The organism is Nonomuraea sp. NPDC050022, from assembly GCF_044460705.1.
GTDB lineage: Bacteria > Actinomycetota > Actinomycetes > Streptosporangiales > Streptosporangiaceae > Nonomuraea.
This window is the reverse complement of sequence record NZ_JBITKE010000001.1, coordinates 256,672-280,438: the sequence shown is the minus strand read 5'-3', so window position 1 is coordinate 280,438 and position 23,767 is coordinate 256,672. Positions and strand designations below refer to the sequence as shown.

Annotated in this window: 22 protein-coding genes; 7 read left to right on the top strand and 15 right to left on the bottom strand. The window is 70.6% G+C overall.

The annotated features are described in order from the left end of the window. Window positions 1–14: 14 nt before the first annotated feature. Genes ACIBO2_RS01280 through ACIBO2_RS01265 form a run of 4 tightly spaced genes read right to left on the bottom strand, consistent with a single transcriptional unit; the run spans window position 15 to window position 3,041 of the window. Complete coding sequence (locus tag ACIBO2_RS01280; protein WP_397294744.1) at window positions 15–1,121, bottom strand: SIS domain-containing protein; 1,107 nt, start codon at window positions 1,119–1,121, stop codon at window positions 15–17. Further along, the gene (locus ACIBO2_RS01275) at window positions 1,118–1,285 is read right to left on the bottom strand and encodes a Trm112 family protein (protein ID WP_214633501.1); all 168 of its coding nucleotides are present in this window, start codon (window positions 1,283–1,285) and stop codon (window positions 1,118–1,120) included. Before ACIBO2_RS01275 ends, ACIBO2_RS01280 begins: the two co-directional genes overlap by 4 nt. Beyond that, on the bottom strand, window positions 1,282–2,631 hold the full coding sequence (locus ACIBO2_RS01270; protein ID WP_358550814.1) for a phosphomannomutase/phosphoglucomutase: 1,350 nt from the start codon (window positions 2,629–2,631) through the stop codon (window positions 1,282–1,284). Before ACIBO2_RS01270 ends, ACIBO2_RS01275 begins: the two co-directional genes overlap by 4 nt. A 41-nt stretch (window positions 2,632–2,672) precedes the next feature. Continuing rightward, the gene (locus ACIBO2_RS01265; RefSeq protein ID WP_214633499.1) at window positions 2,673–3,041 is read right to left on the bottom strand and encodes a DUF3499 domain-containing protein; all 369 of its coding nucleotides are present in this window, start codon (window positions 3,039–3,041) and stop codon (window positions 2,673–2,675) included. A 183-nt stretch (window positions 3,042–3,224) separates the two neighbouring features. Between ACIBO2_RS01265 and ACIBO2_RS01260 the strand changes: the two genes are divergently transcribed. From ACIBO2_RS01260 to ACIBO2_RS01250, 3 genes are all read left to right on the top strand, one after another. Continuing rightward, window positions 3,225–3,617, top strand: coding sequence for a metallopeptidase family protein (locus ACIBO2_RS01260; protein WP_358550812.1), 393 nt, complete (start codon window positions 3,225–3,227; stop codon window positions 3,615–3,617). A 110-nt stretch (window positions 3,618–3,727) separates the two neighbouring features. After that, window positions 3,728–3,874 (top strand): hypothetical protein, encoded by a 147-nt coding sequence (locus tag ACIBO2_RS01255; protein ID WP_358550811.1) that lies wholly within the window; start codon window positions 3,728–3,730, stop codon window positions 3,872–3,874. Then, window positions 3,874–5,094, top strand: coding sequence for a methyltransferase domain-containing protein (locus ACIBO2_RS01250; protein ID WP_397294741.1), 1,221 nt, complete (start codon window positions 3,874–3,876; stop codon window positions 5,092–5,094). The genes ACIBO2_RS01255 and ACIBO2_RS01250 overlap by 1 nt, the downstream gene beginning before the upstream one ends. A gap of 99 nt (window positions 5,095–5,193) precedes the next feature. Here the strand turns inward: ACIBO2_RS01250 and ACIBO2_RS01245 are convergent, their stop codons facing one another. Both ACIBO2_RS01245 and ACIBO2_RS01240 read right to left on the bottom strand, forming a co-directional pair. After that, window positions 5,194–5,454 carry a WhiB family transcriptional regulator gene (locus tag ACIBO2_RS01245; RefSeq protein ID WP_214633495.1) on the bottom strand — a complete coding sequence of 87 codons (261 nt, stop codon included), beginning with the start codon at window positions 5,452–5,454 and terminating at the stop codon, window positions 5,194–5,196. A 322-nt stretch (window positions 5,455–5,776) separates the two neighbouring features. Next, entirely contained in the window at window positions 5,777–7,777 is a 2,001-nt protein-coding gene (locus ACIBO2_RS01240; protein WP_397294738.1) for a hypothetical protein, read from the bottom strand. 193 nt (window positions 7,778–7,970) lie between these two features. Here ACIBO2_RS01240 and cofD point away from each other — a divergent pair, with 193 nt between their 5' ends. The 3 genes from cofD to ACIBO2_RS01225 all read left to right on the top strand — a co-directional run bounded on the left by cofD (window position 7,971) and on the right by ACIBO2_RS01225 (window position 11,108). Beyond that, entirely contained in the window at window positions 7,971–8,909 is a 939-nt protein-coding gene (gene cofD, locus ACIBO2_RS01235; RefSeq protein ID WP_225295970.1) for a 2-phospho-L-lactate transferase, read from the top strand. A gap of 62 nt (window positions 8,910–8,971) precedes the next feature. After that, the gene (locus ACIBO2_RS01230) at window positions 8,972–10,297 is read left to right on the top strand and encodes a coenzyme F420-0:L-glutamate ligase (RefSeq protein WP_397295695.1); all 1,326 of its coding nucleotides are present in this window, start codon (window positions 8,972–8,974) and stop codon (window positions 10,295–10,297) included. A gap of 79 nt (window positions 10,298–10,376) precedes the next feature. Continuing rightward, window positions 10,377–11,108 (top strand): lytic polysaccharide monooxygenase, encoded by a 732-nt coding sequence (locus tag ACIBO2_RS01225; RefSeq protein WP_397294736.1) that lies wholly within the window; start codon window positions 10,377–10,379, stop codon window positions 11,106–11,108. A gap of 68 nt (window positions 11,109–11,176) precedes the next feature. Here ACIBO2_RS01225 and ACIBO2_RS01220 read toward each other — a convergent pair whose 3' ends face one another. From ACIBO2_RS01220 to ACIBO2_RS01190, 7 genes are all read right to left on the bottom strand, one after another. After that, window positions 11,177–12,925: a substrate-binding and VWA domain-containing protein gene (locus tag ACIBO2_RS01220; RefSeq protein WP_397294734.1), complete on the bottom strand. Its 1,749-nt coding sequence runs from the start codon at window positions 12,923–12,925 to the stop codon at window positions 11,177–11,179. 80 nt (window positions 12,926–13,005) lie between these two features. Next, window positions 13,006–15,648 (bottom strand): bifunctional FO biosynthesis protein CofGH, encoded by a 2,643-nt coding sequence (locus ACIBO2_RS01215; protein WP_358550799.1) that lies wholly within the window; start codon window positions 15,646–15,648, stop codon window positions 13,006–13,008. A gap of 48 nt (window positions 15,649–15,696) precedes the next feature. After that, a complete protein-coding gene (locus ACIBO2_RS01210; protein ID WP_358550950.1) occupies window positions 15,697–16,590 on the bottom strand; it encodes a DNA-3-methyladenine glycosylase 2 family protein in 894 nt (297 codons plus the stop codon). Between the two features lie 175 nt (window positions 16,591–16,765). Next, window positions 16,766–17,857: a sugar phosphate nucleotidyltransferase gene (locus ACIBO2_RS01205; protein ID WP_397294732.1), complete on the bottom strand. Its 1,092-nt coding sequence runs from the start codon at window positions 17,855–17,857 to the stop codon at window positions 16,766–16,768. 20 nt (window positions 17,858–17,877) lie between these two features. Continuing rightward, window positions 17,878–18,996, bottom strand: coding sequence for a glycosyltransferase family 1 protein (locus tag ACIBO2_RS01200; protein ID WP_358550795.1), 1,119 nt, complete (start codon window positions 18,994–18,996; stop codon window positions 17,878–17,880). Window positions 18,997–19,090: 94 nt separating this feature from the next. Beyond that, on the bottom strand, window positions 19,091–19,990 hold the full coding sequence (locus tag ACIBO2_RS01195) for a lysylphosphatidylglycerol synthase domain-containing protein (protein WP_397294730.1): 900 nt from the start codon (window positions 19,988–19,990) through the stop codon (window positions 19,091–19,093). Beyond that, complete coding sequence (locus ACIBO2_RS01190; protein ID WP_397294728.1) at window positions 19,987–20,814, bottom strand: methyltransferase domain-containing protein; 828 nt, start codon at window positions 20,812–20,814, stop codon at window positions 19,987–19,989. Before ACIBO2_RS01190 ends, ACIBO2_RS01195 begins: the two co-directional genes overlap by 4 nt. 92 nt (window positions 20,815–20,906) lie before the next feature. Here ACIBO2_RS01190 and ACIBO2_RS01185 point away from each other — a divergent pair, with 92 nt between their 5' ends. Beyond that, complete coding sequence (locus ACIBO2_RS01185; protein ID WP_363992876.1) at window positions 20,907–21,866, top strand: lysylphosphatidylglycerol synthase transmembrane domain-containing protein; 960 nt, start codon at window positions 20,907–20,909, stop codon at window positions 21,864–21,866. On the opposite strand, the gene ACIBO2_RS01180 is transcribed toward ACIBO2_RS01185, so the two are convergent. Both ACIBO2_RS01180 and ACIBO2_RS01175 read right to left on the bottom strand, forming a co-directional pair. Then, entirely contained in the window at window positions 21,767–22,828 is a 1,062-nt protein-coding gene (locus ACIBO2_RS01180) for a glycosyltransferase family 4 protein (RefSeq protein ID WP_358550787.1), read from the bottom strand. The genes ACIBO2_RS01185 and ACIBO2_RS01180 overlap by 100 nt on opposite strands. A 1-nt stretch (window position 22,829) precedes the next feature. Further along, on the bottom strand, window positions 22,830–23,723 hold the full coding sequence (locus tag ACIBO2_RS01175) for a glycosyltransferase family 2 protein (protein ID WP_358550785.1): 894 nt from the start codon (window positions 23,721–23,723) through the stop codon (window positions 22,830–22,832). Between the last annotated feature and the right edge of the window lie 44 nt (window positions 23,724–23,767).

Here is a 23,767-nt window from a genome sequence, read left to right as displayed (position 1 = left end):
CCCGAAAAGGGATCCTATTGCGAAATTCTGGCCTTGAGCTCCGTGATCGCCGGCACAGGGGTCGGATCGACGCCATATCCGAGAGCCAGATAGGTGGCCGCGTAGTCGCCCAGGCCGATCAGCGAGGCGATCCGCTCCAGCGGATGCGCGCCTTCGGCGGACAGCTCGGTGACGGGCACGCCGCGGTCGTTCGCCAGTCGTACGGTCGCCTCGCGGCGCCGCGACACCCGTGGGTCTTCCTCGACGTCGCGCAGCATCACCAGCCTGAGCGTGCGGCTGGCGGCGTCGGCGAAGATGTCGCGCTCGGCCATCGGCCCGTCGAAGGCGGCCACCTGGTTGTGGCCGGTCTCGGGCAGCTCGCCGTAGATCGCCGGGTATTTGGCGTTGGTGTTGAGCTGGCAGGCCAGCCGGTAGCCGGCGACCGCGGCGACGGAGGACGAGCCCCAGATCATCGGCACGCTCTCGGCCAGCTCCATGGCCAGCGTCTTGCCCGGGTTGACGAACGACTCGCTGGACGGGCGGCACTGGTGCGCGATGTCCTCCAGCGCCCCGGCCACCCGCTCGTAGAGCTCCTCGTCGGCCTTGACCAGGCCGAGCGAGGCGGCGGACACGATCAGCGGGATCGTCAGCAGCCAGACGTTGGCGCGGGCCTGCCCGGTCGCGGGCACCGCCACGTAGACGGCGGACGCCTGCCTGGCGATCGCCTCCAGGGGTGAGTCCGCGCTGCCGACCGCGAGCAAGGAGCAACCGCGCCGCACGGACTCCATCGCCGCGGACAGCGTCTCCTCGGTGCGGCCCGAGCACGACACCGCGATGACCAGATCGGTGGCGCCCACCCAGCCGGGCAGCTGGTGAGAGCGCAGGGTCACGATGGGCATCGGGGCGCCGTTGCCGCAGACCGCGGCCAAGATGTCGCCCGCGATCGCGGAGCCGCCCATGCCCACGACCACGATCGCGCGCGGGCGTACCCGGGAGATCAGCCGGTCGACGCCCGCCTCGACCGCGGCGCGGTAGGCGATGCGGACCTGGGCGGCCGAGGCCGCCACCGCCACCAGCATGCCGCCCGGATCGCCCTCAGTGAGATGGTGCTGGTCATCGAGCCGCTCGGGCTCCCAGGTCACGGCTTCCTGGCCTCGTCGACGAGCAGGACGGGAATGTCATCCCTGACCGGGTAGATCAGGCCACATCCCGTGCAGACCAGCTCCTCGGTCTCGCTCTCCGCGCGCAGCGGTGACTTGCACGCCGGGCAGGCCAGAATCTCCAGCAGCCAGTCGTCGATCTTCACACTGACACCCCTCTAACCATGGCGAGGACCTCGTCCCGTATCGCCGTCATCTTGCTCTCGTCAGCCGCCTCGGCGTTGAGCCGCAGCAGCGGCTCGGTGTTGGAGGCGCGCAGGTTGAACCACCAGTCGGCGCCCGTCACGGTGAGCCCGTCGAGCTCGTCGACGGTGCCCCTGGAGCCGAACGCCCCTCGTACGGCCTGGAGGGCCGCGTCCTGGTCGGCGACCGTGCTGTTGATCTCGCCCGAGGCGTGGTAGCGCGCATAGGCGCCGATCAGCTCCGACAGCGGGCGGTCCTGCTCGCCGAGCGCGGCCAGCACGTGCATCGCCGCGAGCATGCCGGAGTCGGCGAACCAGAAGTCGCGGAAGTAGTAGTGGGCGGAGTGCTCGCCGCCGAAGACCGCGCCCGTGCGGGCCATCTCGGCCTTGATGAACGAATGCCCGACGCGGGTGCGCACCGGCTCGCCGCCGTGCTCGCGGACGATCTCCGGCACCCCCGCCGACGTGATCAGGTTGTGGATGATCGTCGCGCCCGGGTATTTGCCCAGCTCGCGTACGGCCACCAGCGCCGTGACAGCGGAGGGCGAGACCGACTCGCCGCGCTCGTCGATCACCCAGCACCGGTCGGCGTCGCCGTCGAAGGCCAGCCCGAGGTCGGCGCCCGTCTCACGGACGGCTCGCTGCAGATCGCGCAGGTTGGCCGGCTCCAGCGGGTTGGCCTCGTGGTTGGGGAAGGAGCCGTCGAGCTCGAAGTAGAGCGGGATCAGCTCGATCGGCAGGCCCTCGAAGACGGCCGGAACGGTGTGACCGCCCATGCCGTTGCCCGCGTCGGCGACGACCTTCAGCGGCCGGATGCTCGACAGGTCGACCAGCTTGCGCAGGTGGTCGGCGTAGCCCTGGAGCAGGTCCTTCTCGATCAGCGACCCAGCAGGCTCGATGGTATCGCCAAGCAACTCGGCCGCGCGGTCGCGGATCTCGGTGAGGCCGCTGTCGCCGCCGATCGGCACCGCGCCCGCGCGGCACATCTTCATGCCGTTGTATTGGGCCGGGTTGTGGCTGGCGGTGAACATCACGCCGGGCAGCCCCAGGCTGCCGCTGGCGTAGTAGAGCAGATCGGTGGAGCCCAGCCCGGCGTGCACCACGTCGGCGCCGCGCGAGCGCGCCCCGCGCACGAACGCCGCGGACAGCGGCCCGGAAGACTCCCGCATGTCATGCGCGACCACGACCGATCGCGCCCCTGTCACCTCGACGAAGGCCGCCCCCACGGCCTCGGCGGTCGGCTCGTCGAGCTCGTCAGGCACCACGCCGCGAACGTCGTACGCCTTGAAGATCTTGGCGAGGTCGCCCACTCTCCAGCTCCGCCCCTAGGTCGTCACGTGTACGACCGAGCCTACCGGTCGCGATGTTGCTGGGCGGACCGAAGAACGCGCAGGTGCCCCCTCCGCCCGACCTCGACCCCTTGGCCGACCGGCTCGCCGCCACCGGACGGCGCGGGCCTGGCGGCCTCCCTGACGGCGTTGGCCAGCGCTTCGAGGTCGTCGGAGCTGGGCGATGTGCCGTCCGTGGGCAGCCGCACCACTTCCCAGCCGCGGGGAGCGGTCAGCCGCTCGGCGTGTTCGGCGCACAGGTCGTAACAGTGTGGCTCGGCGTACGTCGCCAGAGGGCCGAGAACAGCGGTCGAGTCGGCGTATACGTACGTGAGCGTGAAGACTGCAGGCTGGCTGCAGGCGGTGCGGGAACAGCGGCGGACGGGGCTCACGGAGGGACCGTATCTGGTAAGAGTGCGAGGCGCCACTATCTGGGCGCTCTTAACGAGCGTGTCGCCACAATTCGGACACCTGTCGCAGGCTTTCTCCCCAACTGCCCCGAAGCCGCCTCCCCGTACACTTGCCGTGTGAACCAACGGCGTGGCCCCAGACGGCGTGACCGGCACGGTCGCGGCATGCGCGGCCCCCTCGCGCCCTCCCACGTGCCGATCGCCAGATCACGCAGCGAGCGGTTCGACGACCTCGTGCTCGACGCCGTCGACCGGCTGCGGCCGCAGTGGGGCAAGCAGCTGGCGGCGGTGGAGTTCGCGGTCGAGGAGGTGCCACCGCTGAGCGAGCTCGGCGATGGGCCCCGGCTCGGCTCCGAACCGATCCCGTTCGGCCGCGCCGACGTCGCGCGCGGCCAGGACCCGGCCGCCGTCGTCGTCTACCGGCGGCCGCTGGAGGCCCGCGCCCGCGACCGCGACACGCTGGGGGCGCTGGTGCACGACACCGTGGTCGAGCAGGTGGCCACCCTTCTCGGCCTGTCACCCGAGACCGTCGACCCGGGCTACGACGACCGCCGCTGACCGCCTGGACCAGCGCGGCGGTCGAAGGTTTGGCAACCCTTGCCTAGTTGCGGAGAGTAGCCATACGATTACCGTGCGTGTTCGTCCGTTCCATGCGAAGGAGAGCATCTGTGGGCAGGCACGAGAAGCCCGACAGCCCGAAGGCCGAGGCCCTCGATCCGAAATCCGCCGCGAGCCGAGAAGCCGGCTCCAACAAGGACCAGAACAAGACCTCCAACGGCGCGCACAGCGCCGACTCGAAGGACGGAAAGAAGTAGTGAACGACACGGCGCAGGGGGTTGAACGCCTGATCGAGCATCTCGACGAGTTCGACGACATCGGGCCACGCGTCAAAGGGGCGATCCGCGCGGTGCCCCGCCATCTGTTCATCCCTTCGGTCGCGCTCCCCGTGCCGACCACCCCCGACAGCGCGTACATCATCGACCGCGACGCCGACCCGGACGCCTGGTGGGACGCGGTCTACTCGCCCCACTCCATCGTCACCCAGCTCGATGACGGGGCCACCGACATCAGGGCCAAGGTGGGCGGCTACTCCTCCTCGGCCTCGGCGCCGAGCACCGTCGCCGACCTGCTCCAGATCCTGGACACCGCGCCAGGCCGCCGGGTGCTGGAGATCGGCACGGGCACCGGCTGGACCGCCGCCCTGCTGTCCCATCTCGTCGGCGAGGAGAACGTGACCTCGATCGACGTCGACCCCGTGGTGGCGGAGCAGGCCGCCAAGAACCTGAGCGCGGCCGGCGTGCACCCGCACCTGATCGTCGGCGACGGCGCGGCCGGCTGCCCGGAGCGGGCGCCGTTCGATCGGGTTCACGTCACCTGCGGTGTCCGCACCGTGCCCTACGCGTGGGTGGAGCAGTGCCGCCCCGGCGGGGAGATCGTGCTGCCCTACTGCCCCGGGTTCGGCGACAACCACGCCCTGCGGCTCGTCGTCGCCCCGGACGGCACCGCGTACGGCCGCTTCCTCGGCTTCGCCTCGTACATGATGATGCGCTCCCAGCGTCCCGTCGTGGACCGCCCGGCCCGTGGCCCAGAGGACAAACACCGCTCCACCACGCGCGTGGACCCCCGCACGATCGCCTACGCTCCGTCCGGAGCGGACCTCGCCATCGCGTCGCTGACGGGCCTGACCTCGAGCGGCAGTGCGGAACCGGACGAAGACGGAGAGCTGTACCGGATGTGGGTGTCCGACCCCGACGAGGCGTACTCCTGGGCGACCGTGGCGTGGCGACCCAACGCGGAGGAGTACGAGGTCTACCAGGTAGGTCGGCGGCCTCTGTGGGAGGAGGTCACCGATGCCTACTTCCGCTGGGTGAGCTGGGGCAAGCCCGACCGCGACCGGTTCGGCATGACCGTCACTCCCGATGGCCAGCAGATCTGGCTGGACGCCACGCCCATCGGGGAAGCACGACGGATGACGTGGCCGTCGGCTTCGGGAGCGGGGTCAAGGTTCGGGCGGGTGCCAGCGGCCGTTCGGTGAACGGCAACCCGCCCACCACGGATGCGAGAAGGGGTCACACGGCAGCCCGTGCGACCCCTTCTCCGATATCTATCCCTTATATCGCTAACCCTTATATCGCTAAACGGCCTCTCGCTTGATCCTTCTGCGCTCCCGCTCGGACAGCCCACCCCAGATGCCGAACCGCTCATCGTGTTCGAGTGCGTACTCAAGGCACTCCGCACGTACTTCGCACGATCGGCAGACCTTCTTGGCCTCTCGGGTGGAGCCGCCCTTCTCCGGGAAGAACGCTTCCGGATCCGTCTGAGCGCACAGCGCGCGCTCCTGCCAGCCGAGTTCTTCAGCGTCAAGCTCATCCTGTGCGATGACCAGATCGGTCACTGCACACCTCCCTGCCGCCCGCCCGCAATGGAGCCCCCCATGGAACGCCTTCCTTACTACCCACCCACAGGAAGGCGTAACAACATGGTTGTAATTACACGCGTGTGCCGTACGTGGAGTCAAGCGGCATGCCGGTATCCGGGGAAAGACCAGATCTCGCCCCGGTGTGCATGGCATGTGATGTTCGCACCCCGGCCTTGTCCCTGTTTCCATGGCGTTGGCCTGGGGTGTTGCGACGTCTGGCAGTGGTCCGAACCGTACCAGGGCGGGAGAGACTCCCGCCCGTGGCCCACCTTCTCTCTAGCCGTGCTTTAACGGTCTCTTACCTGCGTGGCTCGTTGGGGCTGTATATGGCCGTGGGGTCGATCGGGGCGTCTCCCTGCCGGGGCGCGTCGCCGCCCAGCGCGTCGCCACGGAACATCGACTGGTCGAGCCGGACAGTGGACTCCGCCGGGTGGTCGCCCCATCCGGCCGCCTGGGGCTGCGACTGGGGCTGCGACTGGTGGTGCGGCTGGTAGGGCTGCGGCTCGTACTGGGCCGGCTGGGGCTCGTACGGGGCCTGGGGCGGCTCGTAAGGGACCTGATGGGCGGGCGCCTGGTGGGCGGGAGGCTGCGTCGGGTAGCCCGGCTGCTGTTGCTGCGGGTGCCCGAAGGGGTCGTCGTACGGCCTGGCCTGCTGCTGGCTCGCGTAGTCGGGAACGCGCAGGTCGGAGGCGCCGGACGCCGAGTGCTGGTAGGTCTCGGCCTGCTGGTAGGCGTCCAGGAGCTGCTGGGAACGCGGGTCCACCGGCGGGTCGGGCTCCTGGTAGGCGGCTGGGGTGGCGTACTCGTGGCCCGAGAAGCCGGTGAAAGGCTGGCCCTGCGGCTGGCTCTGGGGCTGGTCGAAGGCGTTGTGCCCGAAAGGCTGCTGGCCGAACAGGGGCTGCGGCGGGGCCTGGTTCTGCGCCGGGGGTTGGGCCGGGTCGGCGGGCGCCCACGGGTTCGGCTGGCTGTCGATCGTCTGGTAGGCGTTCGCCTGGCTGTCCGTGGGGGCGTAGGCGTTGGCCTTGCTGTCCGCGGGAGCGTAGGCGTTGGGCTGACTGTCCGCGGGGGCGTACGAAGCCGCCTGGCTGTCCGGCGTGCTGAACGGGATCAGCTGGTTGTCCGGCGTGTTGTACGGGATCGCCTGGCTATCCGGGGTGTTGTAGCTGATCGCCTGGTTGGCCGGTGTGTTGTACGGCTGGGAGAAGGCACTCGGCTGGCTGTCCGCGGGGACGTAGGGGGCGGGCTGGTACTCGGGCTTCGGCTGGGGGACGGCGTCGGGCGTCGGGAAGCTCGGGTTCGTCTGACCGAAGCCGGGCTGCGGCGTGGGGAAGCTGGGATCCGTCTGGCCGAAGCGGCCCTGGGGCTGCGGCGTGGGGAAGCTGGAATCCGTCTGACCGAAGCCCGGCTGGGGCTGGGGGAAGCCCTGGTCTGGCTGGTCGCGGTCGGTCGTGGCGGGAAATGCGACGGTGACCGGCTGGGGGGTCGAGGCCGGCTCCGGAGCGTAGGGGGGCTGCTCGGGCTGGCCGCCGTAACTGGGCGGCTGCTGGCCATAACCCGGCTGCTCAGGCTGGCCGCCAAAGCTCGGCGGCTGCTGGGCGTAGGCGGGCTGCTCAGGCGCGCCACCGTAACTCGGCGGCTGCTGACCAAAAGCAGGTTGCTCAGGCTGGCCGCCAGGGCCCGGAGGCTGCTGGGCGTAGCCGGGCTGCTCGGGCTGGCCGCCGAAGCTGGGGGGTTGCTGACCGTAAGACTGCTGATCGGGGAGTTGCTGACCGTACGGCTGCTGCTGGCTGGGAGGCTGCTGACCGTAAGGGGCGTTGGGGAACTGCTGGCCGTAGCCCTGCTGGGGCTGGACGGCGGGGCGGTCGGGCAGGACCTGTGGGAGCAAGTAGACCAGCGCGATGGCCGTCAGCGCGAGCACCGGCACGCCCCTGATCACGAACTCCGCCGTCAACCGCGCACCGCTGCCCGCGAAGAGCCCCAGGATCAGCGTAATCGCGCCGAACAGGGTGGCGATGCCGAGCATGGCCGCCGCGCCGAACGCGACCGGCTTGGCCTGGGACGACGGTGTGCCGACCTTGGTGAGCAGCACCACCGAGCCGAGGAGCAGCGCCGTGGTGACGGGGCTGGTGAAGTTCCCGAAGTTGCTGAAGGCACGGTCCGCGAAGGAGAGGTCGGCGACCACGGAGCCCGAAGAGCTGACCAGGACCTTGCCGATGGCCACGAGGATGTTCAGTCCGCCGCCGGCGAGCATGAGCCAGGCGGCCGGCTCCCTCAGCCGGGCGACGTCAAGTTTGCTCACAAGTACCCCCATCGGACCCTTTGGCCCGAAGGGAGTTTGCCACATCGCTGACTTTCGCGGCGGATGTCCGAGCAACCTCTTACGTGCTAGACGTCCACATTAAGCATGGTTTGCTGGGTTTTTCGGAGACCGAAGCGTTGTAAAGCCGCCTCCCGAGACAGGCGTGTCGGTGGCCGGTGCGAGACTGGTCCGCATGCACATCGTGTCCCTCGCCGGCGGCATCGGCGGCGCCCGCTTCCTGCGTGGCCTGCGGGCGACGGCCCCCGACGCCCAGATCACCGTCATCGGCAACACGGGCGACGACATCACCCTGTTCGGCCTGCGCGTCTGCCCTGACCTCGACACTGTCATGTACACACTGGGCGGCGGCATCGACGAGGAGCAGGGCTGGGGCCGCGCCAAGGAGTCCCATGCCGTCAAGGAGGAGCTGGCGGCCTACGGGGTCGAGCCGCAGTGGTTCGGGCTGGGCGACCGCGACTTCGCCACGCACATCGTCCGGTCGCAGATGCTGGAGGCCGGCTACCCGCTCTCCCAGATCACCGAGGCGCTGTGCGCGCGCTGGCAGCCGGGCGTGCGCCTGCTGCCGATGAGCGACGACCGCTGCGAGACGCACGTCGTCGTCTCCGACGAGCGCGGGCGGCGGGCGATCCACTTCCAGGAGTGGTGGGTACGCCTGCGCGCCGCCATCCCCGCCGAGTCGATCGCGCTGGTCGGGGTCGAGACCGCCAAGCCGGCCCCGGGCGTGCTGGAGGCCATCGCGGAAGCCGACGTGGTGATCCTGCCGCCGTCCAACCCGGTGGTGAGCATCGGCACGATCCTTCAGGTGCCGGGCATCCGCGACGCGCTGCTGGCCAAGACCGTGGTGGGCGTCTCCCCCATCATCGGCGGGGCGCCGGTGCGCGGCATGGCCGACGCCTGCCTGACCGCGATCGGCGTCGAGACCAGCGCCCAGGCGGTGCTCGACCTCTACGGCGCGGAGCTGATCGACGGCTGGCTGGTCGCCGAGGAGGACTCCGGCGTCGCGCTCGACGGGGTCAGGGTGGAGTCACGCCCGCTGATCATGCACGACGCCGACGCGGCGGCCGACATCGCCCGCGCCACCCTCGACCTGGCCCTGGAGCTCGCCCGATGACCCCCACGAGTCCGGTCGAACCCACGAGTCCGGCCGAGCCCACCATCCCGACCGAGGCCACCATGCCCACAGCCTCGACCGAGCCCACCGACGTAGCGAGTCCGGCCGGCGGTCCGGCCGGTCGTGTCGAGGTGTTCGGGGTTCAGGGCATCGGTGAAGTGCGGCCAGGTGACGACATCGCGGCCCTGCTCGGCGGGGCCGACCTGCGTGACGGCGACATCCTCGTCATCACCTCCAAGATCGTGAGCAAGGCCGAGGGCCGGGTCCGCCAGGCCCCCGACCGTCAGGCCGCCATCGCCGAAGAGACCGAGCGCGTGGTGGCCAGGCGCGGCGACACCGTCATCTCGCAGACCCGCCACGGCTTCGTCATGGCCGCCGCCGGGGTCGACGCCTCCAACACCGCCCCTGGCACGGTCCTGCTGCTCCCCGAGGACTCCGACGCCTCCGCCCAGCGCATCCGCGCGGCTCTGGCGGCCCGCGCGCGGGTGGGCGTGATCGTCTCCGACACCTTCGGCCGCCCGTGGCGCCACGGCCTGACCGACGTGGCCATCGGCGCCGCCGGCGTGACCCCGCTCGAAGACCTGCGCGGCGGCGCCGACACCCACGGCAACCCGCTCAACGCCACCGTGACCGCCCTGATCGACGAGATCGCCGCCGCCGCCGAGCTGGTCAAGGGCAAGCTCGCGGGCGTGCCCGTGGCCGTCGTACGCGGCCTGTCCCACCTGGTGACCGAGGAGGACGGGCCGGGCGTCCGGGCGCTGGTCCGGCCGGCCGACGAGGACATGTTCCGCTACGGCTCGCGTGACGTGGTGTTCGCCCGCCGTACGATCAGGGAGTTCTCCGCCGAGCCCGTCGACTCCGATGCCGTACGCCGGGCGGTGGCGGCGGGCATCGCCGCGCCGGCGCCGCACCACACGACCCCGTGGCGGTTCGTGCTCGTCGAGTCGGCGCAGACGAAGGTGAAGCTGCTCGACGCCATGCGTGACGCCTGGATCGCCGACCTGCGGGCCGACGGGTTCACCGAGGAGTCGATCACCAAGCGGGTCAGGCGCGGCGACGTGCTGCGCAACGCCCCCTACCTGGTCGTGCCGTGCCTGGTGATGGAGGGCTCACACACCTACCGTGACGAGCGGCGCAACGCCTCCGAGCGCGAGATGTTCATCGTGGCGACGGGCGCGGGCGTGGAGAACTTCCTCATCCAGCTGGCCGTCGAGGGACTCGGCTCGGCGTGGGTGTCGTCCACGATGTTCTGCCGCCTGGTGGTGCGCGAGGTGCTCGACCTGCCGGAGTCGTGGGACCCGATGGGCTGCGTCGCGGTGGGCCACGCGGCGGCCCCGCCCCGGGACCGCCCGCCCCGCGATCCGCAGGACTTCATCCTGACGCGCTGACAGCCAGTCAAAGAGGCATTTACCGTTAATAAGGTTTCCTTTACATTCGGAGCATCCCCCCATGTGAAGGAGCCGCTCCATGAGAAGGATGCTCACCTTCATCACCGTGGTGGTGATCTCGATCGCCACCACGGTCTACGTCGCCGAGCCGGCCCTGGCGCACGGCTACATCAACTCCCCGCCCAGCCGTCAGGCGTTCTGCGCGCAGGGTCAGGTGCCCAACTGCGGCGACATCATCTACGAGCCGCAGAGCGTGGAAGGGCCGAAGGGGCTGCGTAACTGCCACGGCAACAACGCCCGCTTCGCCCAGCTCAGCGACGAGTCCAAGCCCTGGCCGGTCACCTCGGTCGGCAACTCGGTGACCTTCAGGTGGACGCTCACCGCCAGGCACTCCACCAGCACCTGGGAGTACTTCATCGGCAACACCCGGGTCGCCTCGTTCAACGACGGAGGAGCCCAGCCACCGGCGACGGTCACCCACACCGTGAACTTCGCCGGCTACAGCGGCCGGCAGAAGGTCCTGGCGATCTGGAACATCGCCGACACCTCCAACGCCTTCTACTCCTGCGTCGACCTGAGGTTCGGCGGCGGCGGGAACCCGACCCCCACACCCACGCCGACTCCCACCCCCACCCCGACGCCCACGCCGACCCCGACAGTGACGCCGGGTGGCACCTGGGCGCCGAATGTCGCGTATGCGGTGGGCGCGCAGGTCACGTACGCCGGGCTGTCGTACAAGTGCATCCAGGCGCACACCTCACTCCCCGGATGGGAGCCGCCGAACGTACCGGCGCTATGGCAGCGCGTCTAGCGCGCGGAGTTCACGAGCGAGCGAGGGGGTGCCGGGGTTTCCCGGCACCCCCTCATTACGTGTCTTCCTCAATACGTCGTCGGCTTGCAGGTGGGGTGGCACAGGCGGCGGGCGAGCGCGGCGAGGAAGACGTCGATGATCTCGTCCGGCTGCTGGGCGATGTGCAGGGAGCCGTTCGTGACGGACGTGATGTCGGACAGGCTCGCCCGGTCCGCGTTGCCGAAGGCGATGATGACGATCTGGATGGGCTTGTTCGGGTCCCACTCCTCGCGGAGCTTGCTGATCAGCTGCGGCAGCTTGATGCCGCGGCCGTCGTCCTTGCCCGCGGTGATCACCAGGAGCGTGTTGTTCATCTCCTCGCGATACTTGCCCGCGACCTCGTGGAAGCCGCCGAGTATCGCGTCGTAGAGCGAGCTGTCACGGTCGGGATGCGCGGTGATCGTGGTGGTGAGCTGGTCGAGTACGCTCCTGCGGACCAGCTGGCCGCTCTCGGGGCGGTTGATCGGCCCCAGGCTGACGCGCGGCTGGTAGCCCTTGGCCTGGCCGAGCCCGACGGCGAACTCCCACATCCCCATGTACGTGGTGTCGGGGAAGAGCCGCAGCCCGATCTTGGCCGCGGCCAGCGAGACGCCCAGCCGGGTGGTGTCCTTCAGCTTCTCGGCCATGTGCTTGGAGGTGTCGGCCAGCACCAGGATGTTCGTCGGTGGCGCCAGCCTGCTCCACGCCTGCAGTGCCTCGTCGATGTCCTCGGGCGACACCGAGGGCCGGGTCTTCGGGGCGCCCGTCGGGATCTCCGGCCCCGGCGAGATCGGGCCCTGCGCGCCGTCGCCCGAGTGGAAGCCGGCCCGCCGTACCAGATCCTGGGCCTCGGCGCCGCGTAGCCAGTCGGCGAAGAGCGTCGAGGCTTCGGCGACCGTGGGGTCGGTGGCGGTGACGACGTACGGGTAGTCGAGATTGATCGTGCCCTCACGCGGGCGCAGCGCGACGACCGGGTCGGCCGACGGCTGCTGGTTGTGCGTCCACACCGACTGCTCGGGCACGATGACCACCGGCCGCTGCCAGAACGTGTGGTCGTCCACGGCGGCCAGCATCGAGCGGTAGTCGGGCGCCGAGCCCGCCTGCGCCCAGCGGACGAACGCGGTCAGCGCCTTGTCGGCCTCGGGCCCGTTGCCCACGACGTCCCTGGCGGCGGCGACCGTGGCGATCCCGGCGCCGACCAGCGAGGGGTCGGGGACGCGCACGATGTCGGGCTCGTTGGCGTTGGGCGTGAGCCGACCCCGCACGGTGGAGGGGAAGACCATCCGCCAGTTCATCTCGGTCTTGCCGACGGAGAAGCGCTGCGCCAGCGACGACCGCGTGGCGAACACCAGCGGCGAGGTCGCCACCACGCTCTCCCCCGTCGGCAGCGCGCTCGCGCCCTGCTTGCGGGCTAACCGGATCCAGGCGGAGGAGTCGGCGATCCAGCCGTCGGGCCGCTCGCGCAGCACTCCGGCCCGGTCGCCGATCAGCGTACGCAGCACGGTGGCCGGGGGCTGCTCGGTGACCTGGACGAGTACGCACCGGCCACCGATCGAGTTCTTGGCGTCGTTGAACTTCCCGGCCGCCTCCATGGCCGCCGGAGCGACGTCCACCGCGGCGGCCACGCTGACCAGAACAGGCTCTCGTGTCGTGCACAGCGCGCCGGCTCCGCCGAAGAGCACGACCACGGTGGCGGCGACGATGGCCACCGCTCCCGCCCCCGCCAACAGGCCCCGTTGCAGTGCCTTCCTGCGGCGCTGTTCGGCGGGCAGCGCCGCCCGGTGTCGACCCAGCCGCACGGTGCACCTCTCTTCAGGGGACTGCCGATTCTTCCAGCGCCGCCCACGACTGGCGCAAGACTCGGTAGAACTTGTTATAACTACGCCATCGGGAGTACCCGCCTGACGCTCTGGCAGACACCGTCGCTCGCCGCCGACGCGGCCAGCCGCTCGCTGTCGGGCCGGCCGTACTCCGTCGTACGCTGCCGCACCGGCCGGCCGGTGACCTCGACCATCGCGCGCAGCTCGCTGATCGTCTTGTACGAGCCGTTCTCCGATCCGGCCATCCGGCTGATGGTCTCCTCCATCAGCGTGCCGCCGAGGTCGTTCACCCCGCCCTGGAGCACCTGGTGGCACAGGTCGTCCTGGAGCTTGACCCAGGAGCACTGGATGTTGGAGATCGCGCCGTGCAGCAGGATCCTGGCCAGCGCGTGCACGGCCCGGTTCTCCTGCGCGGTCGGACCCGGCCGGGCGACGCCCGCCAGGTAGATCGGCGAGCTGGTGTGCACGAACGGCAGCAGCACGAACTCCGAGAACCCGCCGCTCTCCTCCTGCAGCCGCCTGATCAGCTTGATGTGCCTGACCCAGTGCACGTGGGTGTCCACGTGGCCGTACATCATCGTGGACGTCGTCGGGATGCCCACCCGGTGCGCGGTGGTGATGACGTCGATCCACTCCTTGGTGGGCAGCTTGCCCTTGGTGAGCACCCAGCGGACATCGTCGTCGAGGATCTCCGCCGCTGTGCCTGGCAGCGAGTCGACGCCCGCCTCCTTCGCCGCGTGCAGCCAGTCCTCGATGGACAGGTTCGTCCGGCTGGCGCCGTTGATGACCTCCATCGGAGAGAAGGCGTGTACGTGCATGCCCGGTGTCCTGGCCTTGACCGCCTTGGCGAGGTCGAAGTAGGCGGTGCCCGGCAGGTCGGGGTGAATGCCGCCCTGCATGCACACCTCGGTCGCCCCGGCCCGCCACGCCTCCTCCGCCCGGTCGGCCACCTGGTCCAGGCTGAGCGTGTAGGCGTCGGCATCGGTCCTGCGCTGGGCGAACGCGCAGAAGCGGCAGCCGGTGTAGCAGACGTTGGTGAAGTTGATGTTCCGGTTGACGACGTACGTCACCTCGTCGCCGACCGCCCGCGCGCGCAGGTCGTCGGCGATGCGGGCCAGTTCGTCGAGCGCCCCGCCGTCGGCCGACAGCAACGCCACGGCCTCGGCCTCACTCAACCCCGCCGGATCCGCCTCCGCCCGCCGCAACGCCGCCCGCACCTCGGACGGCGTATGCCCCCCGGTCTGAACCGCCCCGGCTCCCGCCCCCGACCCCACTCCCGGCGCCGGTGCGGCGAGGAGGTGGTCGGCGGAGGGCGGCGCAATGCGTGCGGCGGGGTCCAGCCGATCGCGCAGGGCCTCCCAGTCTCCGTAGACGTTGTCGAAGTCGTCGCGCCGGTCGTTGGTCCGGCCCGTCGTGTCCACCTCGACGTGCAGATCCACCCGCCCAGAAGCCGCGAATCCGCCATCCGGCTCCTGCCACGGCCGCCCCTGGAGCACCGCGTCCTCCCGAGCCAGCCCCGTGACCGGATCCGCCAGTGCCGCCACGTGCGCGAACAGCCGGGGGTCCAGCCACGGCTCCCCCGCCAGCACATACTCCGGATAGATCGTCAGCCGCTCCCGCAGCTGGAACCCCGCCTCCCCGGTCCGCGCCGCCAGGTCGTCGATCTGCGGCCACGGCCGCTCGGGGTTGACGTGGTCGGGCGTCAGCGGCGACACCCCGCCCCAGTCGTCGATCCCGGCCCGGATCATCAGCTCGTACTCGGCGTCGACCAGGTTCGGCGGCGCCTGCAGCCGTACCCGGGGCCCCAGGACGAGCCGGGCCACCGCGATCGTGGCGGCCAGCTCCTGCAGGTCGGCGTCCGGCAGGCCGCGCATGGCCGTGTCGGGCTTGGCGCGGAAGTTCTGGACGATGACCTCCTGGACACCGCCGTACTCGCGCGCCACCCGCCGGATCGCGAAGATCGACTCGGCCCGGTCCTCGATGGTCTCGCCGATGCCGATCAGGATCCCGGTGGTGAACGGCACGTTCGAACGGCCCGCGTCCTCCAGCACGCGCAGTCGTACCGCCGGATCCTTGTCGGGAGACCCGTAGTGGGCCGCCCCCTTCTCCTCGAACAGCCGCCGCGAGGTCGTCTCCAGCATCATGCCCATCGACGGCGCGACCGGCTTGAGCCGCTGCAGGTCGCGCCAGCTCAGCACGCCGGGGTTCAGGTGCGGCAGCAGCCCGGTCTCCTCCAGCACCCTGATCGCCATCGCCCGCACGTACGACAGCGTGTCGTCGTAGCCGTGCGCGTCGAGCCACTCGCGGGCCTGGTGCCAGCGGTCCTCGGGCCGGTCCCCCAGCGTGAACAGCGCCTCCTTGCACCCCATCGCCGCCCCCTGGGCGGCGATCTCCAGCACCTCGTCAGGACTCAGGAACGGCGCGGGCAGTTTGTTCGGCGCCGTCGCGAACGTGCAGTAACCACAACGGTCCCGGCAGAGCCTGGTCAACGGGATGAACACTTTTCTGCTGTACGTGATGACGCCCTCCCTCCCGACCGCCGCCAATCCGGCATCCCGGATCCGGGAGGCGTGTTCGAGCAGTGTGTCAAGGTGCTCATCGCGGGCGTGGAGCAGCACGGCCGCCTCGGTGACGTCGAGGGTCTTGCCGTCGCGGGCCCGGGCGAGAGCACGGCGGAGTGCGGAATCACTTACGAGACTCATACCGGCACACTACGACGGGCTGAGTTCACGACCCGCACCTAGGGAGGGTCAAAAGGAGCGGTAGTCGCGCACCGACATTCTCGGTCCGCGCGCCGGCGGGCGCAGCCCGGTGAGGTAGATCAGGACCGTCGCCCGGTGCCGGTGGCCCATGTAGGGCTCCAGCAGCCGCATCATGCCAGGATCGTCGGTCTTCTCGCCGGTCAGCGCGTAGCCCACCAGCGTGGCCAGGTGGAAGTCGCCCACGCTCACGGCGTCGGGATCGCCGAAGGCCCGCTGACGCACCTCCGCCGACGTCCACACCCCGACGCCCGGCAGAGCCCGCAGCAACCGGTCGAGCTCCTCACTGGTGGCGGCGGCCTCCAGCTTGGCGGCGTGCCAAGCCGCCGTGGCGATCGTCCTGGCCCGCACGGCCTCGGCACCGGCCCGATGCCAGTGCCAGGACGGCACCTCCCGCCACACGCTCGTCTCGGGCACGACCCGCATCCCGTCAGGCGCGGGTCCCGGCGCGGGCTCCCCGTAGCGGTGCAGCAACCACCGCCAGGCCCGCCACGCCTCACGCCCGACGACCTTCTGCTCGAGTACGGCAGGCACCAGGGCCTCCATGACCCGGCCGGTCCTGCCGATGCGCAGCCCCGCGTGCTTCCTGGCCACGTCCTCCAGCACGGCGTGCCGCACGCTGAACCCCGAGGCGTCGTCATCGGCCCCGAGCAGAGCGGGCAGCGCCTCAAGCAACCACCCGGCGCCCGGCCCCCACGCCTGGCCGCACACGCTCCCCGCCCGGATGCTCACCCGCAGCGTGCCGGGCCCATCGGGGGTACGGGAGGTGCGCCACACGGCACCGTCGTGCGTGGCGCGCCAGGTGGGATCGCCGGTGCCGCGCCGGTGCGGCCCCAGCACAAGGCCCAGGTCCAGCACCCGCCCAGGCTCCCACCACCGCTCCATCACCCCTACAGTCTGCCGTCCCCGTACGCCTCCGGTTGCCGGTGGCCCCTTGTCAGGGGCGCGCGTATCGGCGCCCGGCCACGTGCGGGTTCAGCGGGCGTATTCCTGGAAGCCCCCAGCCCTGTACAGCGGGTGGCGGGTGCCCACCGCTTGCCGTACTGGAAGAAAAAAGGGTTCAGACGTCGCTGGAGTAGCGGACCGCACGCTCAGGAAGTTCGATGCCCGGCCAGATGCGGACCCCCGCCTGGAGTTCGTTGCCCGGACCAACCACCGCGCCGTCGCCGATCACCGCGTCGCACACCACCGCGCCCGCGCACACCCGCGCCCCCCGGCCCACCACCGAGTCCGTCACGGAGGCGCCCGCGTGGATCACGCAGTCGTCGGCCAGCACGCTGCCCAGCACCGAGGCGCCCGCCTCGACCACGGCGCGCGCCCCCACCGTGGAGCCGCCCTGCACCTTGGCCTCCGGCGAGACCACCGCTCCGTCGAGCGCCAGGTATTCGCCGGTCGGGCCGGGCAGCGCGGGCGAGGCCAGCCGGCCGAGCACCAGGTCGCGCGAGCCACGGACGAACGCGGCGGGCGTGCCGACGTCGAGCCAGTAGGTGTGGTCGGCGTAGCCCAGCACGAGCTCGCCCGACTCGATGAGCCCCGGGAAGGTCTGCCGCTCGACCGACACGACCTCGCCCCTGGGGATCTGGTCGATGACCGAGCGGGTGAACACGTAGCAGCCCGCGTTGATGCGGTTGGTCACCGGGTTGGGCGTCTTCTCCAGGAAGTCGGTCACCCGCCCGTCGTCGTCGGTGGGCACGCAGCCGAACCGGGTCGGGTCGTCGACCTCCGTCAAATGGAGCGTTACAGCAGCGGAACGGTCCACATGGGTGCGAATCTGGTCGCCTATGTCGTGACCGGACAGGATGTCGCCGTTGAGTATGAGCACGGGATCGTCGGGACCCGAGGTGAGCGCCTCGGCGGCGTTGCGGATCGCGCCGCCGGTGCCGAGCGGCGTCTCCTCCGTCATGTATTCGAGCGAGAGCCCGAACGCCTCCCCGTCACCGAAGACGGGCTCGAACATCGAGGCTTTGTAGGAGGTGGCGAAGACGATCCGGCGCACCCCGAATGATCGGGCACGGGCCAGTTGATGTGCCAGGAACGGCACTCCGGCGGTGGGAAGCAGCGGCTTGGGCGTGCCCAGTGTCAGCGGACGCAGGCGCGTGCCCTGCCCTCCGACCAGGAGGATCGCCTCAAGGTCTGGCAAAGAGCTCTCCATCACTCGGTGAGGTTATCCAACTATTCGATCGCGCGCTGATAGGAGCTGAGATGCGCCTCCACGGACGCCTCCCAGGTGAACTCGCGGGCTCTGGCCAGACCCGCCTCGCGCAGCTGCAGCCGCCGCTCGGTGGAGGCGAGCAGCTGGCCCAGCTCTCTGGCGATGCTGTCGGCGTCGGGTTCGGTGTAGGCGACCGCGTCGCCGCCCACCTCGGGCAGCGAGGTGCGGTGGGTGGTGAGCACCGGCGCGCCGCAGGCCATCGCCTCCAGCACGGGCAGCCCGAACCCCTCGCCGCGCGACGGGAACGCCACCACGACCGCCCCACCGAGGAACCCCGGCAGGTCCGGGATGCTCAGGTAGCCCGGCCGCACCACCTTGACGGTGGCCTCGACCTCCCGGCAGGCCTCGTCGACGTCGTCCTCGTGGACTCCGCCGCCGAGCACCAGCGCGGGCGGGTGGTCCAGGCTCTTGACGGCCATGGCGAAGCCGCGGATCAGGTTGGGCACGTTCTTGCGCGGGTCGAGCGCGCCGAGGAAGGCCACGTACGGCTGGCCGTGCAGGCCGCACCTGGTGACCGCGCGGAGCATCTCGGCGTCGCTCGGCGGGTGGAAGACCCGCTGGTCCACGCCGTGGTAGGCGACGTCGATGCGGGTCGGATCGGCGGCGAGCACGCGGATCAGCTCGTCTCTGGTCGCCTTGGACGGCACGATGACGCGGGTGGCGTGACGTACGGAGGTGCGGGTGGCGGACCTGAAGAACGAGGCCCGGACCGCGCTGTGCTGGTCGGGCTCGGTGAACCAGGTGACGTCGTGCACGGTCACCACGGTGGGCAGGCCCGCGCGGATCGGCATCGAGTAGTAGGGGGCGTGGATGACCTGCGCCCCCGCCTGGCGGGCGAGCAGCGGCACTCCGCTCTGCTCCCAGGCGAGCCTGGCGGCCCGGTTGGTGATGGCGACAGGGCCCGGCATGATCCGGGCCGAGGGCGCGAGGCGCCCATAACGGTCGGCGTCGGCGCGTTGGCACACCACCGCCAGGTCGGCACCCGCCCGGTCGAGCCCGGCGACGAGCCCGTCCACGTATCTGATCAACGCCCCACGGTCCGCGGGGACCGCCGCGGCGTCGACGAGCACTCGAGGCATTACGAAGATCTTCTCCCCTCAAGATCAACGTGGGACCTTTCGCCCCCCTCTACGGTTCAGCTTATGACCAGTGGGCCCCAATTCGTGGTCCAAATCACACCGAGTCGCGCCGAGCCGCGATTCCCGCCATACCCGCGCAGATCAGGTCCCCAATGACGATGACGATCCGCGATGAAAGAGCCACGGCGATGGCCGGTCCCGAGGGCATCACGGGGGACAGCACGCCCACCATGACCACTTCCCGCACACCGGCACCGGCGGGCACGACGAACGACATGATGCCCAGCGACCACGACAGGGCGAAGGCGCCGATGGCGAAGAGCAGGCCGCCCTGCGGCACGATGAAGTAGAGGTGCACGCCGTAGGAGATCCAACCGGCCAGGGCCCAGCCGAGCGCGGTGAGCATGCCGCGCCGGGTCAGCTGGCGTTCGAGGGGCTCGCGCTTGAGCTTGCGCAGCCCGAACCCGATCAGCCCGTTGATCACCTTGGGCTCCAGCAGCACCAGCAGCACGGGGACGAGGAGCAGCAGCCAGCCGAACCGGTCCCAGCCGAGCGTGACCAGGGTGACCAGCAGGCCGGTGGCCAGCTGGATCGGCATCATCAGGAAGAACACCGCCGCGCTGCGCGGGCGGGGCACGCCGAGGTCGCGGCCCATCTCCATCTGGGCCAGGACCGGCCAGACCGCGCCGGGGATGTACTTGCCGAGCTGGCCGACGAAGAACACCTTGGCGGCGGGGCGCAGGGGCAGCGGCGAGCCGAGGTCGGCCAGCAGGGTGCGCCAGGTCATCATGGCGAACAGCAGCGCGGCCACCACCCCGACCAGGGACGCGGCGAGCAGCGGCCAGCTCAGCCGGGCGAACCCGGCGACCACGGCGTCCCACTGCGACGCCACGGCCCACCCGCCGAACCCGAGGGCGATCAGCAGGAACCCGAACCGCACGGCCTTCCGCACTATGGGCGCCTTGCCGGATGTGCCGGGTTTGATGGTGCTCACAGCGGGCGGACCCGCTCGGGCGGCTGCGGGAGGGCGGCGCCCGCCGGGGGCCGGGGCGTCTTCGTGGCCACCCACAGGTAGGTGGGCACGATCGGCAGGAGCAGGCGCAGCACCGCGCGCGGAGTGCGCGCCAGCACGGCCTGCACCACGCGGCCCAGCGCGCCAGGGAACAGTTCTGACCCGGCGAACCGCGTCGGCGAGGCCAGCACCGGGAAGGTGTAGTCCCACACGTGGAAGGCCCGCAGCATCCGGCGCAGCCCGCGCCGGGTGCGGTAGCGCTCGTAGTAGTGGTCGGCGCGACCGAAGGCGCGCACGTAGCGGTCGGCGAGCGCGGGCGTCAGGTAGGACAGGAACGGCAGCTTGTAGTGCGGCTCCATGATGCCGAGCCGGTTGCCCAGCCCCAGGTAGAGCACGCCGTCGTCGGACAGCACCCGGTGCATCTCGGCGACCACGGCGTCAGGGTCGACCACGTGCTCGTAGATGTGGTTGAACACCAGCACGTCCAGCGAGCCGTCGGGGAACGGCAGCGCGGTGCCGTCGCCGCAGACGAACGCCACCCGCTCACCGAACCGGTCGGCCGCCTTGCGCAGTCCGGGCACGTCGATGTCGATGCCCAGCGTGTGCTCGGCCCCGGCGCCGGCCAGCTCGTCGGCGATGAACCCGGCCGAGCAGCCGACGTCACCGACGGTCAGCCCGCCGAGCGGGCCGTGGAAGTGCTCCACCACCGCGATGATCTTCGCGGCCTTACGCCGGCGTTTCTCCTCGTCAAGCATCGCCGACTGGAACTCGGAGTACTCCAGCTGCGCGACCCGTTCCTTACCCACGCCGCCCAACAGTACCCGCGTACGAGAGGCGCCGAACGATCGAAGACCCGATCGTCTGGCTATCCGTGACCGCCCCCGGTTAGCCTTGGCCAATGCTCCGCCGCCTGCTGCGCGTCGTCCTGGCGCTGGTCGCGCTCGGTTTCCTCGGCTACGGACTGGCCAGGAACTGGGGTGAGACCACCGCGGCCGTGACCGCGCTGTCGCCGTGGGCGGTGCTCGGGGCGTTCGCGGCGGTGCTGGCCGGTCAGTTCTGCATGCTGCTCGCCTGGCGCGCGGTGCTGGCCGGGCTCGGGTCGCCGCTGCCGTTGCCGGTGGCCGGGCGGATCATGTTCGTGGGCCAGCTCGGCAAGTACATCCCCGGCTCTGTGTGGGCGTACGCGGCGATGATGGAGCTCGGCCGCGACCACGGCAGCCCGCCGCGCCGGACGTTCGCCTGCATCTCGCTGTCCCTGGTGATCAACCTGGGGGTCGCGCTGTCGATCGCCGCCGCGACGCTGGCGACGCAGCAGGCCGTGCGCCAGGCGTGGTACCTCCTGCTGCTGGTCCCCGTGATCATCGTGTGCCTGCATCCCAAGGTGCTCACCTGGGGTCTCAACCTGGCCCTGCGCCTGGCGCGCAAGGAGCCGCTCGAAAGCGTGCTGCCCGGCCGTACCGTGCTGGTCGCGGTGGGCTGGACCGCCCTGGGCTGGTTCGTGTACGGCCTGCACACCTGGCTGCTGTCGGGCAGGTGGGACCTCTACGTGGTGGCGACCGGGGCCTACGCGTTCGCCTGGGCCACGGGGCTGCTGACGTTCGTCGTGCCCGCCGGGGTCGGGGTGCGCGAGGGCGCCATGATCCTCGTGCTCTCGCCGCTGATCGGCAACGGCCCGGCCTTCGCGGTGGCGGTGGTGTCGCGGCTGGCGTTCACCCTGGGCGACGCCGTCGCCGCGGGCATCGCCTTCCTGCTGGGCCGTCAGGCGTCGAGGAGCACCGCGGAGTACGACGACCAGAACGGCTCCGGGTCGACCGCCTTGACGCCCGACCGCAACCGCTCGGGCTCGCCCGGGGCGTAGAACCGCTTGATCGCCCCGTTGAGCGCCTCGACGTCGTCCGGCTCGACCAGCAGCCCGTCGACGCCGTCCGTCACGTGGTCGGCGAGCGCGCCGACGCGGGTGGCGATCACCGGCACGCCGTGCTCGTGTCCGAGCCAGACGTTCTGGCTGGCGGTCGCGTCGCGGTAGGGCAGGACGAGCGCGTCCGCCGCGGCGAACAGCTTCGGCACGTCCTCGGCGGCCACGTAACCGGGCCGGAGCTCCACCCGGTCGGCGATGCCCAGCTCACCGATCAACGCCCGGGTCCCGTCGAGCCCGCCCCAGAACTCACCCGCCACGGTCAGCCCGACCCCCTCCGGCAGGGCCCGCAGCAGCAGGTCGAGCCCCTTGTACGGCCGGACGATGCCGAAGAACAGCAGCCGCCCGTGCACCTCGGCTGAGCGCTCCCCGGTCGTGGACGGCAGATGCGGCGGCAGCCCGGCCACGCTCACCGGCTTGCCGGTCAGAGACGCGGCCAGCTCCGCCTGCTGGTCGGAGTGGGTGAGAACGGCGTCGACCCGGTTGAGCAGCGCCTTCATCAGCGGCCGGTCGTAGGGCTTGCGCTCGTGCGGCAGCACGTTGTGGCACAGGGCGACGGTCCTGGCCTTGCCGCCCAGGCCGTACAGGATGCCGAGGTAGGCCGGGACCTGCACCGGGCTCAGGACGGCCAGGATCACCAGGTCGGCCGAGCGCAGCCGGCGCCCGCACGCCACCCAGCCGCCGGGATTGCGCCAGTCGAGCCGGCGCAGCGTCTTCGGGAAGGGGGTGCCCTCGGGCGCCGTTATCGTCTGCTGCCCCGGATAGAGGAAGGCCGGATATTGCGCCCGCCACGACTCGATCACCACGTCGTGACCGAGCGCCGTCAGCCGGTGCGCCAGCTCGGTGGTGTGCTGCGCCCCGCCCCCTTTGTAGGGATAGGTGGGGCCGACGATGGCGATGCGCACGCTATTCGCCCCGCGAGCGCACGATCAGGTCGGCCAGCAGTGCCACGGACCCGATGAGCAGGCCCGACAGGAAGATCATGACGGTGTTGGCGGGGAAGTAGAACGGGTGCTGGATCATGTCCCAGATCCCCTTGACGAACCCGATCGCCACCAGCCACAACGCGGGCGGCATGAGCACCTTGAGCGGGTTGAAGTACATGATCATCCGCAGCACCTGCAGGATGTAGCGGTAGGCGTCGGAGACGAAGCTGAACTTCGACGTGCCCGCCCGCTTGGCGTAGCCGATCGGCATGTAGTAGACGTCGTGCTGGTTCGACAGGAACGACAGCGTGATCGTCGTGACGCAGGAGAACCCGGGCGGTAGCAGCCGCAGGTAGGGCTTGGCCACCGACTTGCGGAAAGCGCGCAGCCCGGAGTTGAGGTCGGGGATCTTCTGCCCGGCGAGCTGCTCGGCCACCTTGCGGATCACCCATTTGGCCGGGACGCGCAGCAGCTTGTGCGACCCCTCCTCGCTGGTGCGAGCGCCGACGACCTGATCGACCGTCGTGTCCTTCTCCAGGATCTGGACCAGCTCGGGGATGCGCTCGTTGGGGTAGGTCATGTCGGCGTCGGTCCAGACGACGATCTCGCCCCTGGCCTCCTGCGTGCCGATGCGGCGCACGGTGCCCGAACCGCCGTTGCGGTGGAAGGCGCGGATCCGCAGGTGCTCGAACCGGGGCGCGGCCTCCTGCAGCCTGGCCAGCGTCTCGTCGGTGGAGCAGTCGTCGACCGCCACCAGCTCATAGGTGTAGCCGCTGGAGTCCATCGCCTTGGTGATGCGCTCGACCTCGTCGATGACGTGATCCTGCTCGTTGTAGCACGGCAGGACGATCGTGACGTATGGCGCTTCTTCCACGGCGTATCCACTCTGGGGGGTCTCAGACGTGCTCACGTGCGTCG